Origin of the sequence: Viridibacillus sp. FSL H8-0110 (assembly GCF_038003565.1) — a bacterium.
Taxonomy (GTDB): Bacteria; Bacillota; Bacilli; order Bacillales_A; family Planococcaceae; genus Viridibacillus; species Viridibacillus arenosi.
Window position 1 is genome coordinate 4,396,534 of sequence record NZ_JBBOPJ010000001.1, and the last position, 14,786, is coordinate 4,411,319.

The 14,786-nt window shown below is 34.4% G+C and carries 12 protein-coding genes; 1 reads left to right on the top strand and 11 read right to left on the bottom strand.

What is annotated here, in order from left to right; all coding sequences use genetic code 11:
• Positions 1–18: 18 nt before the first annotated feature.
• On the bottom strand, positions 19–1,326 hold the full coding sequence (locus tag MHH98_RS21775; RefSeq protein WP_038178855.1) for a GHKL domain-containing protein: 1,308 nt from the start codon (positions 1,324–1,326) through the stop codon (positions 19–21).
• A gap of 876 nt (positions 1,327–2,202) precedes the next feature.
• Here MHH98_RS21775 and MHH98_RS21780 point away from each other — a divergent pair.
• On the top strand, positions 2,203–2,736 hold the full coding sequence (locus tag MHH98_RS21780) for an ECF transporter S component (protein ID WP_179078271.1): 534 nt from the start codon (positions 2,203–2,205) through the stop codon (positions 2,734–2,736).
• A 278-nt stretch (positions 2,737–3,014) separates the two neighbouring features.
• Here the strand turns inward: MHH98_RS21780 and MHH98_RS21785 are convergent, their stop codons facing one another.
• The 10 genes from MHH98_RS21785 to MHH98_RS21830 form a co-directional block, all read right to left on the bottom strand.
• Complete coding sequence (locus MHH98_RS21785; RefSeq protein WP_340713507.1) at positions 3,015–4,517, bottom strand: malate:quinone oxidoreductase; 1,503 nt, start codon at positions 4,515–4,517, stop codon at positions 3,015–3,017.
• A gap of 878 nt (positions 4,518–5,395) precedes the next feature.
• A complete protein-coding gene (locus MHH98_RS21790; RefSeq protein WP_038178842.1) occupies positions 5,396–5,671 on the bottom strand; it encodes a hypothetical protein in 276 nt (91 codons plus the stop codon).
• Between the two features lie 315 nt (positions 5,672–5,986).
• Complete coding sequence (locus MHH98_RS21795) at positions 5,987–6,619, bottom strand: hypothetical protein (protein WP_340713508.1); 633 nt, start codon at positions 6,617–6,619, stop codon at positions 5,987–5,989.
• 269 nt (positions 6,620–6,888) lie between these two features.
• Positions 6,889–7,569 (bottom strand): Dph6-related ATP pyrophosphatase, encoded by a 681-nt coding sequence (locus tag MHH98_RS21800; protein ID WP_340713509.1) that lies wholly within the window; start codon positions 7,567–7,569, stop codon positions 6,889–6,891.
• Positions 7,570–7,927: 358 nt separating this feature from the next.
• Positions 7,928–8,425 (bottom strand): LURP-one-related/scramblase family protein, encoded by a 498-nt coding sequence (locus tag MHH98_RS21805; protein WP_340713510.1) that lies wholly within the window; start codon positions 8,423–8,425, stop codon positions 7,928–7,930.
• A gap of 232 nt (positions 8,426–8,657) precedes the next feature.
• Positions 8,658–10,709, bottom strand: a complete 2,052-nt coding sequence (locus tag MHH98_RS21810; RefSeq protein WP_340713511.1) for a GAF domain-containing sensor histidine kinase — start codon at positions 10,707–10,709, stop codon at positions 8,658–8,660.
• A gap of 984 nt (positions 10,710–11,693) precedes the next feature.
• Positions 11,694–12,173, bottom strand: a complete 480-nt coding sequence (gene rlmH, locus MHH98_RS21815; protein ID WP_038178833.1) for a 23S rRNA (pseudouridine(1915)-N(3))-methyltransferase RlmH — start codon at positions 12,171–12,173, stop codon at positions 11,694–11,696.
• Positions 12,174–12,263: 90 nt separating this feature from the next.
• Positions 12,264–12,428 carry a CxxH/CxxC protein gene (locus MHH98_RS21820; RefSeq protein ID WP_038178832.1) on the bottom strand — a complete coding sequence of 55 codons (165 nt, stop codon included), beginning with the start codon at positions 12,426–12,428 and terminating at the stop codon, positions 12,264–12,266.
• A gap of 167 nt (positions 12,429–12,595) precedes the next feature.
• Positions 12,596–13,813 carry a S1C family serine protease gene (locus MHH98_RS21825; RefSeq protein WP_340713513.1) on the bottom strand — a complete coding sequence of 406 codons (1,218 nt, stop codon included), beginning with the start codon at positions 13,811–13,813 and terminating at the stop codon, positions 12,596–12,598.
• A 177-nt stretch (positions 13,814–13,990) separates the two neighbouring features.
• The gene (locus MHH98_RS21830; protein WP_038178828.1) at positions 13,991–14,779 is read right to left on the bottom strand and encodes an MBL fold metallo-hydrolase; all 789 of its coding nucleotides are present in this window, start codon (positions 14,777–14,779) and stop codon (positions 13,991–13,993) included.
• Positions 14,780–14,786 lie beyond the last annotated feature (7 nt).

The window sequence follows — 14,786 nt, forward strand, 5'->3', positions numbered from 1 at the left end:
TTACATTTACAGTCAGATTTATTTTAGAGGGATTTCCACAATGGCTGTAGTCTTTAATTCATTTGTTGAATCAATTGAGATTTCCCCATTATATTTATTCACTATTTCCTTCACAATAAATAAACCTTGCCCTCTAATTTTTCCTCGTTCTGCTTTTTTTGTTGAATACCCTTGTTTAAAGATATGTTCATTCTCCATAATCTCCGGTCCTGTATTCGTTATCTCAAATACATATTGCACATCATCTGCTTTACAGCTAATCATTATTTTACGTTTACTCTCAGGTAATTCTATTGTTGCATCAATAGCGTTATCAATTAAATTCGATAATATTTTAATTAAATCTGTTGTTTTTATTTTATCAAATGAATCGTGAGAAACTGTAAAATTCATATCAATATTATAATTTTGTGCTGCAAGTTTCTTTGTTTGCAATAATATAGAAAGCCCGGGGTGGTCAATATTTAATTTTAACGATTCAATCGCCTGAACTTCTTTAGACAGAGATGATAAGTATTGTTGTGCTTGATCAGATTCTCCTAACTGTAGCAACCCGTGTAAAACTTGAATATGATTGGTGAAATCATGCCTTAAAGAAGATATAGAAGTAATTAATGCTCTAATTTCCGCTTGATAAGTATCTTCTGTATACCCTACTTCTTTAGCCACTTCTTTTTGATACCATCTTTGTAATATGAAAAATGAACCAATTACTACCAAGATAAATACACCATTATAGACGAAAAGATTGATATTATTTGCCAGTACCTTTACTTTTATATCATTAAGTTTATCAGTACTAATATCGATACCTAGGTATCCAATTACCTTTCCCATTTCATCCTGTATTGGTACACCAACAGACAGATAAGCTCCATAATCGGGATCTTTAATTACACCTGTTACATATGTATTTCCCTCATACGCTTTTTTGACCTGCTCTTCAGGTACTGTACAAAACTCACCAATATTAAAGCCCTTTTCTATTTCCTTAGGTAGCCCCACTATCATCGCTTTTGATACCTTAGGATTATCAATTTCTAATGTATATACATATAAAGCACCCAGTTTTTCCCTTGCATCATTTAGGTAGCTTCTTAGATCCCAATAATATTCGTTTCTCACAGGATCATTCAAAAATTGTTGATATGCTTCTATATCTATCGCTGCCGCAATGGATTTTGCAGCCTCAAGGCTTTGGTTTGCGATTGACTCTTCAACCGTCTTTTTCATCTTCACATAAGATGTAAAGATATTTAAACTTGTAAATACTAATAATAAGACAGTAGATAACAATAAAATTAATTTTATTTTACGATTTTTCATACAAACTGGTACTTCCTCATCGTTTTTTATTGAAAAAATAAATAATGAAATAGATCCTACGGATTTCTTTTAAAATATTCATTTGCTTATGAAATGGAATCAAGAACTTCCTTTCCAACAATAGCACTATATAATAGTAAATATCAAAATTACTCGTTTGTTTAATTAAACTTTCTTAAAGACATTGCCTGTATATACTACTGCGAAAAATTCGCAAAATCAATTTTTTATTGAATAGACTAAGATAATTTATCATAAACAATCAAAATTTAGCATTGTAATGTATGGTCATTGCAATTCTTATAATGACGATGTTCTTCCAATATTGAAATAGAAAAATAACATCGATAATCATTATGCCATTCTCCTATTTAGTTTAGTTGATTTTATTTTTATCCTTTATTTATAGTAAGGTTCATCGTGATTTATTTAATTGCAATTTTTATTTGAAGAATTTTGAAAAGACCGCCTTTAAAACCATACGTCTCTAAATATCATTTTTCAAGTTTTTTATTACATCATTTATCCTATTTCGAATCTTGAATTCTTTGTTTTATGATTCAACATAAATTTTTTACGATTTTTATATAAACTGGCACCTAAGTTTTACGCAAAATTGGCACTTTTAAAAACACCAATCCTTTGCTATGGTTATCAATAATTGAAGAAATTGATTTAAAGAGAAGGATGCTATCATTGAAAGTAATTTGTACAAGTTATGACTACGATCTCTGATTATGCGCTAGTACTCAATAAAGGTATCTTGGTAATTTTTTAATTTTATTTTTCTAAATATTCAGTCATCAAATATTAAGGGCAACCATGCACTACTATTCCCTGATGCCTATAAAGTAAAGATAAGAAAGGATTATGAATATGCAAAAAACAACAAGTTATTCAAACGCACGTACTTTTAATTTAATTTTAACATCCATGTTAATTGCACTTGTTTTCGTTGCAACGCTCTTATTAAATATCAAACTACCTATCACGGCAAATGGAGGTTTAGTGCATCTTGGAACAGCTATGCTCTTTATTGTATCCATCTTATTTGGACCTAAAAAGGGCGCCATAGCGGGTGCCATTGGGATGGGTTTATTTGACTTAGTCTCTGGTTGGACATTGTGGGCACCATTCACCATTTTAACTCGCGGATTACAAGGTTATATAGTTGGGAAAATTGCATGGTCGAATGGCCGTAATGGACGTAGTATGGGTTTCAATCTATTAGCTACTATCATTTCAGTTCCTTTTATGCTAGCTGGTTATTACATTTGCGAAGGAGTTATATTTAGTAGTTGGATTGTACCAGCTGCCTCTATTCCTGGAAACATTGTTCAAAATGTGGTAGGGATATGTGCTGCCATTCCAGTTTGTGCTGTACTGAAAAAACTTCCATTTTTTAAATAATTATAAAAAGTTACAGAACAATATAAATGGATTCTTAAAAACATTATTTTCAATTTCATAAAAAGGGGGAGAATGCTATATATCAACAATTCTCCTTCTTTTATTTTTCATTAAACTTCAAATTGCAAATTGAAATGAACTCAATTACTGATGACACCATCAAGAGTAACCTATCTAACGGCGAGTTTTAAAAAAAAAGAACCTTTGATTAATCCAAAGATTGATCAAAGGTTTTATGTTTTACTTTCATTCAGTATCTTTATTTCTACATCCAAAAATTAATTATTATCCTGCAAGTCCTCGCTTAGACCAAGTGCCTGCGCTGTTGAATTATGAATTTCTTGGAAAAGCTCTGGGTTATTCGCTAATGATACGCCATAAGAAGGAATCATTTCTTTTATTTTTGGTTCCCACTCTTTAATATGTTGCGGGAAGCATTTATTTAATACCTCAAGCATGACGTGAACAGCAGTAGAAGCACCCGGAGAAGCTCCTAGTAAAGCAGCAATTGAACCATCAGCTGCACTTACAACTTCTGTACCAAATTGAAGTGTTCCTTTACCACCTGCTTCAGTATCTTTAATAACTTGTACACGTTGACCAGCGACTACAATATCCCAATCATCGCTTTTAGCGTTCGGTATAAACTCACGTAACTCTTCCATACGCTGTTCTTTCGATAACATTAGTTGTTGGATCAGATATTTTGTCAATCCCATCTCTTTAACTCCTGCAGCCAATAATGTTGTAATATTATGCGGTTTTACAGAAGCTATTAAGTCCATATTTGAACCTGTTTTTAAGAACTTAGGTGAGAAGCCGGCAAACGGTCCAAATAGCAATGATTTTTTGTTATCAATATATCGTGTGTCAAGATGCGGAACAGACATTGGTGGAGCACCAACTTTAGCTTTTCCGTATACTTTTGCATGATGTTGCTCAGCAACTTCTTGGTTTTTACATACCAAGAATAAACCGCTGATTGGGAATCCACCAATGTGCTTACCTTCAGGGATACCTGTTTTTTGCAGTAACTCCAGGCTTCCTCCGCCAGCTCCGAGGAATACGAATTTCGCCTTATGGTATTCCATTTTACAGCCATCGATATCGTGCACTTTTAATTCCCATGAGCCATCTTTAGTACGCTTAATGCTTTCAACACTATGTTTATAATTGATATCGACATTTTGAGTCTTTAAGTTATCGAATATCATACGCGTTAAAGCACCAAAGTTGACATCAGTTCCAATGTCCATTTTTGTTGCCGCAATTGCTTCATTCACTGGACGGTCTTGCATAATAAGTGGAATCCATTTTTTCAATGTTTCCGGATCATCAGAAAATTCCATACCTTGGAACAATGGATTTTTTGTCATTGTTTCATGACGTTTCTTTAAAAATTCTACATTTTTTTCGCCTTGTACCATACTCATATGAGGTAATGGCATGATAAAGTCTTGTGGATTACTAATTAGATTGTTTTTTACAAGATAAGACCAAAATTGTCTTGAAAGTTGGAATTGTTCATTAACGTTTATAGCTTTGCTAATATCAATAGAGCCATCCGATTTTTCGGAAGTGTAGTTAAGTTCGCACAGTGCAGCGTGCCCTGTTCCCGCATTATTCCATTCGTTAGAGCTTTCCTCTCCCGCGTCTGCGAGCTTCTCAAATACTTTGATTTCCCATTCTGGTGCTAATTCTTTCAGTAACGATCCCAAAGTCGCACTCATGACTCCGGCACCAATTAAGATAACGTCTGTTTTATTCTGACTGTTGCTCATATTAACCTTCCTTATCTCCTAAAATTTTCAAAAAAGATGTAGGCGCTCATGCTTAGGCGTCATAGCAAGACAAGGCGCAACCTAGGAAGACACCTTATCTATATTAATCATTATTCTATCCTAGTCTATCAAAGTTATGAAATAATTAAAACATGTACTACTATTTGATAGTTATATGCTATTTAAAAGCCAGTAAAAAGTCCTTAACTCAGCATCTTGCAAAAATTAAATTTTTGCAATGCCTTTACCCATTATCAATTCAGTTAAACAAACGGAAGCCTACCAGATCCATTTGCCGGATAGTCGTTCGGTGGATGCGGTATATTACGGTGAATTTGATCTAGTAAAAATAATTATAACAAAAGAGAAAACGTGGGAAGAGCTTTTGCAAAGTACGACCTAGAGGCTTTTTCATAAGTAATGATAACAGATACATAACTTTTTTAAGATGTAATATAATAGGTTCAATGTATTATTTTAGATTTATTTAATAACTAAAACTGTGGGAATATCAGAGCTCTCGAATATGACTTTTTTCTGAATATCTATAAAAGAAAGGGGAACATTCTTCGTATCTAAATATACTAGTACAGCGCAATTAAGTTGAGTTATGGTCAGATTTAAATTTCTCATAGGTGAATTAGCAATTGTTTCTGTGAGATAAACAAAGCTCACATTCTTAAGTACACCATCTAATTCAATAGACATTGGATGTGTGGAAAAAACACCCGCATAAATAGCATATCAATTCACCTCGACTTTCAGAGATGTTGAAGAAAAATAATAATGTATCTACTTCGCAAATTCTTCTTAACCTTCACTCCAGAAAAATAACCCTCGTAAGTATTGTTAACCTACGGGGTTATTGTCTTATAATGCTACTCTTTTACAATCTCATCGGCTTCGACCAATTGCTGTCTTATCAACTCTAACTGATCTTTATTTTGTCCCACTGTATCCATATGCTCATGACGTTGTTCTGCATTTAAGAGTGCATTTTCTGCATGGGATATTGAATTGAAAGCATGCTCAACCGCTATCTCCTCTGGGTGTGACATCGCTTGCTTAACTGCACGATCCGCCTTTTGAACAGAGTTGCTTAACAAAGTACTTGGATGATCCTTTTTCCAACTTGTATCCGAGTGCTTAGCCATTGTTCCACATTCCTTTCCAAACATATTGTGATCCAATGCTTAGTATTGTAATATGTTCAGAAAATATGCACTGAGTAAATCTAATGAATACCGATGTAATTTAAATTGAGGTCTTGGCATAGCTTTACTGCAGGTGAGTAATACTAACTTCAACCGTTGATACATCGTCAGAATAAATATTTAATTGAAATACAAAATAATTACTTTAGAAAAAACTTGTTAAACAAATTAGAACCTCATTTACTTATGATACAGTTCTCCGTTATAAATCAATACGAGGTTTTCTTAATTCTTTCATCATAGTTCTTCTACATTTTATTCATCCAGCCCTAGTACTTTATAAATTTTTTTAATTCTTTTTAATTGAGGTGCTGTAAGTTCATTCTCTCTTCGCTTTAACACAGTTAAAAATGCTTCTTTATTATCATTATTAGCAGCTATAAGAGTACTCTCAGCGTGTTGAGGGAGTTCTTTAAATCTGCAAGTTTCTAAATGATGAAGCAGAAAAGGAAAAATTCGTTCATTGTTTTCCTTGCTTGCGGATGCTAACTTTGCTAAAGTTAATACCCCTTTATCAACAGTAATAACGGAGCCAGTTTTCATCGTTGAAAAAATCGTTTCAAGATGCTCCATCATAATCGTAGATGACACTGTTGCAATGGTAGATAATACTGTCATTGCACCCCAAACTAAACGGTTATTTCTACTTTTCAGTAAATTTATAAAGGTTAAAGCGAATTCACTTATAAGCTCTGGTTTAGCTTCCCCAATTTCATATGCTACTTTAATACAATCTTGTTGAATTCCTTTATCCTTATTAGATAAGTTTTGTATTACTTCTTTTATACCTTCAAGATTATGATCCTTAACTAATTCTTGTGCTAGTTCAATATTTGGTTCTTCATCACGACGTTGTAACTTCGAAGCCAGCTTAGGCACTATCGTCATATTATCCCTCTTTTATGTTGATATCATTCTATTCACATACTATGATATTAATCAGACAATATTATGTATTAAGTTTTACAGTAAACATTGGGACAAAGATTTATAAAAAAGCAGCAATTAACTCTTTTCATTAATCGTTTAATCTAATCTTTTTATCATATTACATAAATTAATTTTATAGATTATTACAAAAAACGCCATTTATAAAACCTCATTTACTTATGATACGGTTCACCGTTGCACCTTTAATGGAGGTTATTTTCAAAATGTTAATTTTCTAATTCTAATGTTAGGTACATATATTCACCTTTTGACGTAATCTCTCCATTTCTAACCTTTAAATCTTGTTTAAAAAGTGGCCCACTTATAACTGTAGTATGGAACTCTCCTGCTTCACCACAAGGGTCGATACCCCGTTCTTCTAACTCTTTCATATATTCTAAAGTAAGTACACGTCCAAGATCTTCTTCTTTCATTCCTTTTTTCAAATTAACTGCCACTACCTTTGTTACAAATCCTAAATGTATAAACTCCTCTACTACATCTTTATGGCTTTTTTGCCAAAGTGGCATACCAAGTTCAAGCCCTACACTGCTTGTAACTCTTTCATGCCAACAATCTTGTTCTGGTACATCAATATCACCTGTTACAAGCACCTCTGCTCCTAATTCTTTCGCGTCTTTTAGCAGCTTTACAAATACTCCTTCATAACCTTCCCATGTCGCAGCCCCTGTGTAAAGCGGAAGTCTTATAGATTCTGCTTGTGCTTTAAGCACTGATGGAATAAGACTATGTGATCTTGACCTTTCTCCAGTTTCCTCCATCATTACAATAATTCCTATAGCTGTGCCTTCTTGCATAGTTTTATATAATGCTAAAGTACTATCTTTCCCTCCACTATATGATGCTATAAACTTTTTATTTTTTGCACCATCAATCCATTTTTTCATTTTTCTATCGCTACTACATAAGATATATACAAAAAATAACTTTGAATACCTATTTATCAATATTTTATGAATTCTTTTTACTCTGACTATTTATTGTTAGAGATTTTATCTAGTAGCTTCTCCCTTCTTTTTTATAGATTTATTAAGTCCAAAATTATAACATCGCATACATTTATACATCTATCCTCGAAAATAATTTTATTATCTATTATTAACTGTATCATTAAAAATTCCATATTAAAAAGCAGGGAAACTATTCGTAATTTCCCCACTTTATTGATGTTATTTCAACTGTTATTTTTAATTTTGAATTTTTAAAGAAGACCCGTCGGAATTTTTTATATTGTACGTCCCTACATTAAATTGTCGCTGCTGAGGAAGCGGTTGCATGGTCAGCCTTCACACAATCAATTGCGACAACGAACGCAATAATGATGGCCTCCATCTCCTCATTCAATATTTGAACCTTATAGCTATCTCCCCAAGTGAACCACTCCTTGTTCACTTTACCGATGACTACACCATGCTGTAGGACCTGAAAATCCATATCCCACCAGTTACCATGTATCTCAATGTCTGCTGCATCAATCGTATAGCGTGCTTTAAAGAAAGAAAACTCCTTCTTAATCGTTAACACCTCTCGACCATTTACCTCAACAAAAAACTTCGGTAAAAAGCTGAACACCTTTTTCGTAATAAGCGCGACTTCATCTCTTTTTGTGTTCATAATGGAGAAAGTCTTTGGAATTTGCATAAAACTACCCTCTACGTAATAAACATCCTTCTCCTGCTGATCCTTTACCGTAAATTTGCCACTTAGACTGAATACCTTTTGCTTTATATAAAGTTGCTTCATTCTACACCTCCTTCGAAATAGCATATCAATATAGCGCAGATTTCATCATAGCTGTAGAATAATTATAGAAATAGGTTTTTAATATTTAGACTTATAAATTTATTTATTCAGCGCATTATATGTAAATACCTTCTTAACAAAAAAGATATGCAAGTAAAGTAGTTTGCATATCTTGCTAATCTATTCAACTCTACGGTTCTTCGTAACAACACTAAAGCAGAGTTTCACTTTTTCATATACAAGTAAATTTTACAAAAAAAGTAGTTCCTTCAGATCCTGTCTGAATTTCAATTTTTGCGTTATGACGTGCAGCAATGGCATAGCATATGCCCAGTCCTAAGCCAGTGCCATTATCTTTGGTCGTGTAAAATGGAGTACCCATTTTCTCTACTATCGCAGGACTGATACCTTCTCCCTGATCCCGTACTGCAAGAACTACACAATTTCCATCTCCTTTGTAGGTACTGATGGATAAAACCTTACCTGTGCTCATTGCTTCTAAGCCATTACGGTATAGATTTATTATCAATTGTCGTATTTCGTTACGATTTAAAAGTAAATCTGGAATGTCTTTCAGATTAAATTGAATAATTTTGTTTTGATTAAATGTATCTATCTTTATTAAAGGAGTAATATCTCGAATAATAGAATTTAAATCTAACATCTGTAAATCGGATGTCTTTGTATTACCTATAGAAAGAAATTCAGTAATTATAGAATTGGCACGGTCAAGTTCTTCGATCATTACATTAAAGTAATCATTATGTTTTTCGAATTCGCTCTCTTTTATTAATAGCTGCAAAAATCCTCGTACTGTTGTCATGGGATTTCTAATCTCATGGCTAATACCTGCTGCCATCTGACCTATTAAGTCTAGGTTTGATAATCTATTCAGTTCCTTGTCATATTTCTTTTTTTCGGTTATGTTTTTTAAAAGGCAGCAGATTCCCTCATCATACGGGTAAGCAACTACTTCGTACCAATAATCACCATAGGCTGAGGTCATTTCGAAATGTACTGCTATTCGCTCTGACATCGCACGATGAAATTCCTTATACATGACCGTGTCTACACATTTCGGGAAAATTCCCCATATATTCTGGCCTAATACATCTTTTGCCGTTTTCCTTTGCGGCAAATATTGATGTTTATTCATGTAAAGAAATTCCCACTCTTTGTTCAATGCAAAGAATCCATCCGTTATACTTTCAATAACACTTGTAACCTTTTCATTAGCAGTAGCTAATTCCCTTGTTCGCTCTTCCACCATATTTTCAAGTTGGTCCATATATAACAAGTTTGAAAACGTAGGGGCTGTGGCATCGACTATCGATTTTGCTAATTGAATTTGAGATTCATGGTAATTACAAGTTTCCCCTCCTAAATTGACAACTGTTATAACCCCTAATACTTCCCCCATTGAAACCAGTGGAATCATAAGTAGACTCATACTTTCTATATTTGGAGTGAGAATTATACTTTTTGTTTTAATAACCTGTTGAATCATAGCTTCGTAGCTTTGGTTCATTCTTATGCTTTTAAGATTCTCCATCCAATTCGCTTCTGTCCAATCACAGTCTTTATTTAACTTCATGAACGTGATTGTGTTTTTCCCCAACGGATCCAGGATGTGGGCTGCACTTTTTTTGCTATCTAAAATCTTTCCTAAGTAGTAAAAACATTTATCAAGACTTTTCTGCACGGAGGAACACATCGATAAATCACGTGTAACATCGAGTAACAACTGCTTTTCTGCAATAAGGTTTTCCTTTTGCTTTAAATTATTTGCGTTTTGAATTGCAACTGCAGCCATATTCACATATGCTTCAACACTTTGAATTTCCGACTCTGTTAAATTCATCGGCGTTCCATAATCAAATAAAAAAACTAAACCAAATATCTCTTGTTCATATGAGATAGGCAGTGCTAATAAGGATTTAATTTTGAAGGCTTCTACCGATCTCGGGTCCGGCCGATTATCCTTTGAGGTATCAGAGATATAGATGGTTTTTTTAGTTTCAATAACTTCTTTGGCCAGTAAGTCTGTTTCAATATCAATTACCTGTGTATCGAGTGTTATGCCATTCATATCTTCTGGCTTTCCTACAAATCCTCTAAATGTGCCATCTTTTTCGGGTAAATAAATACCAACCGAGTTACATTGCACGATTTCCTCGGATATTGCCTGCGTTACACGCTGTAAAACTTCACGTAGTTCTAACTTTGTATTAATTACTTTGGTTATATTCGCGAGCCTAGAATATCTCGTCTGTTCACTTAACATTCACATGTTCTCCAATCAAAGCCTACTAAAATTAAAAGTATAATTTCTAGCTAACAGTCTAGTTCTAGATCATTTTACTATTTTTAATTTTATATCTGTATCCTATTATACATGGAAAACCTATATTACTTATGATACGGTTCACCGTGGTAGCGCTAGCCTGTTTAGATCCGATGATAGGAACGACCATAAGGACTTCTAATAACTTCAATTTGCTTTTGTTAGGTCCTTATATTTTTCCATTGCCAGTCACCTTCAATGGCTCTATCCACTTAACAGACCATTCATATGATACCAATGAATAAGAACTGATTGTTGATTCTGTTTGCATGAGCTACATTTTCCGCACGATTTTTGTTGTCATTTGTTCTCTTTCAGAGGTAATATTTAACATTCGCACCAATACACGTTCACTCTGCAAAAATCTCATCTGTCGATAATGATTTCATATATAAATACACATCATGAAAATATGCTTGATAAATTTCCTCAAAGTCCCTATCTTTTGCCCCCTCACTTATAACTATTGAACTTGTATTCCATTACAAAAATTTTTATTCCATAAAAAATAAACACATTCATTTTATCTGAACATGCCTATCGAATTTTCGTTAACTTATACTAAATACTATGTTCTTCTAACTGATTTAGAAATGAAAGTAACATTTGATTCATAAATCCACTCCATTCCCATTTTATGCTTATACTCAGTTTGGAGAAAAAGGACTGTCCAACAAATTCTTAAATGGAAACAGGTATACTTTTTAGTGAATCACTATTTTTAGTTGGTGATGGATTGTAGTGGAAGACGGCGACTCCAGCGGGAATAGCATGAGCTGAAGGCCCCGCAGGAGCGAAGCGATGAGGAGACTGAAGCCATGCCCGCGGAACGCGTCCGTCTGAAACGGAAATCAATACATGAATAAAGGAGACCATCTCTCAGTCACTAAATGACTTAAGAGAAATCCCCTTCTAAAACCGCACTTACTTATGATACGGTTCACCCTTCATAATCCTAAAACTTCTATATATCTGTTCTACCAACACTAATTTCATCAACTGATGAGGTAATGTCATTTTACCGAATGATTGCTTTTCGTTTGCGCGCTTCAGAACATCGTCATGTAATCCAAGCGAGCCACCGATGACGAAAGTAATTTTACTTTTACCATATGTCATAAGTGATTCGATGTCTTTGGACATTTCTTCGGATGTTTTCATTTTACCGTTGATAGCAAGAGCGATGACGTGAGTGTCAGGTGAAATTTTAGCTAAAATGCGTTCGCCTTCTTTTTTCTTAACAATTTCCATTTCAGCTTCGCTTAATTGTTCGGGTGCTTTTTCGTCTGGGACTTCAATAAGATCGATTTTTGCATAGGCGCCAAGGCGCTTGACATACTCCTCAATCCCCATCTTTAAGTATTTTTCTTTTAATTTCCCAACGGTAATAATCGCTATATTCACAAGTTATCCACCTTCACATTTAATTTACAAACACGTTATCCACAGAAGTTATACACATATCCACAAGCTACATCAATATCTTGTGTGCGTTCATTCGTTCGCCACAACATATGTTGCTGCCTCTTCACAATAAGTACAACTTGTGGATAACTTTTCTTCCTCTGTCGCCATTTCAAATAACGGAACCTCTTTTTGTTCTGCCACGAACATGTCTAAAGCGTGTCCTATATGCGTTTCACAGCTGTATATTTTCAAAATATTTCATCCTTTCAATTTTCAAAATTTCCGCAAACTTATACACAATTCGGTCAATGTTATCCACAGTCTATTGTAACAAAGGAAAAGCGAGTAGGAAAGTCGTGGCTTCACGTTTCCTACTCGCCTGTTGATACGTTAGTAATTAATTTCCATTATCCACAAGATTAACTTGTTGGACTATTCGTTAAAGTTAGTTCCTTCTCAATTATTTCCCCACCTCTGTATGCTTTAAGTTTTAATTTATCGCCGACCTTTTTTTCATTGTATAAATGTTTTCGAAGATCAATTGAATTGTCTACTTTTTGGCCATCAATTTCAACAATGACATCATATTGTTCTAAACCTGCTTTTTCGGCTGATGAATTTTTAACGACGCTACTAATAACAATACCTTCAGTTATTTCAGCAGGTAATTTTAATGTACGAGTTTGATGGAATGCAGGTACATTTGTTAGATCGATTAATGATACGCCCATTGATGGTCTTTCTACTTTACCTGATTTTTGTAATTCATTGATAACAGGAATTGCTGAGTTAATAGGAATTGCAAATCCTAAACCTTCAACAGTGGATTCCGAAATTTTCATTGAGTTTATGCCTATCACTTCACCTGCAAGGTTTACAAGTGCACCACCACTGTTGCCTGGGTTAATAGCTGCATCTGTTTGTAATACCTCTGCTTGCCAATCTGGCTCACCATCAGAGTTTAAATCCACTGGTACTGTACGATCCTTACCCGAAACAACCCCTGTTGTAACAGAACCTGAAAAATCAAGACCTAATGGGTTACCAATTGCAATAACTGTCTCTCCTTGTTTTAAAACCTCAGAGTTACCAAATGTAGCAACTGTGTTAACCTTCTTACTTGAAATTGAAATGACTGCTAAATCTGTCCAAACGTCACTACCGATTAGTTTTGCTTCTGCTTTAGAACCATCTGCTAATGTTACTTCTAATTGTTTTGCGCCTTCAACAACATGATTATTTGTTACAATATACGCTGTGTCACCATCTTTTTTATAGATGACTCCTGAACCACTTCCGGCTTCTTGGGTAGTTGGTTCAGCTTGGCTCCAAAAATCTTGTGCAGATTCTTGGATATTTGTAATACCGACAACCGCTCCTGCAACTTTTTCAACTGCTCCTGTAACATCTGTTGTTACCTCAGTTGTCACTTGCTTCGTTGTGTTATTGCTTGTACCTATGGCTCCCGAACTTCCTGAACCATTTGGTAAACGATCTACCATCGATGGCATCAGCAGCCAAACAAGTAAAGCACCAATAATAACACCAATTAGACCACTAAAAAAATAGCCTGCTCTGCTACTTCGTTTTTTAGAACGACTTCTATCTTCTCCGTTAATGTTATCGTAATATCCCATACGTATCATCCCTCCGTTGTTTACCTGATAGTTATACTATATCTTTCGAAGATTAAAATCAGATGAAAATGGATTAAAAATCAGTTCAAAATTTTTTACTTTATTTTTCATCTTCGTAGCATATATTTCCCTATAAGTGCATAAAAAAACCTCCCTTTTTAAGAGAGGTTAAAATCACTATACTGTTACAACTTTAGTAGGTTCGTCTGCATCGGTATCTAATAAGGTAACAAATTCGCCTGGCATAATTCCACATGATTGCAACGTTTGAGATACACTCATACGAGCCAAATCTTTCATATTATTATCTTTACTCAAATGGGAAAGATAAATACGTGTTGGTTTTTGTTCTACAACTTCGCTCATAGCAACAGCAGCATCTTCATTTGATACATGTCCAACATCACTTAGTATACGGCGCTTTGTAGACCAAGGATAACTCCCCATTTGTAGCATACTTACATCATGATTACTTTCAAAAACAAAGGAATCAGCACCCTGGATAATCCCTTTCATTCGATCACTGACATAACCTGTATCCGTAATAACTACAAGTTTACGACCATTTTCATGGAAGGTATAAAACATAGGATCCGCAGCATCATGAGAAACAGCAAATGATTCGACATCTAATGAGCCGAATGATTGTACTGTTTCCATATCAAATTGGAAGCGCTGTTCTAGTGGAATATTGCCAACTTTGTCATCCATTGCAGCCCATGTTTTAGCGTTGGCGTAAACTGGAACATGATATTTACGTGCTAAAACGCCCACGCCTCTTATATGATCAATATGTTCATGCGTTACAAAAATACCGCTTAGTTTTTTTATATCGCGATCAACTTTTGCAAAAAGCTGCTCCATTTTCTTGCCAGTTAGACCTGCATCTACAATAAATGCATGGTCCTCATTTTCTACATAAATAGCATTACCTGTACTACCACTTGCTAATACACTGAACTGCATAGTAAAG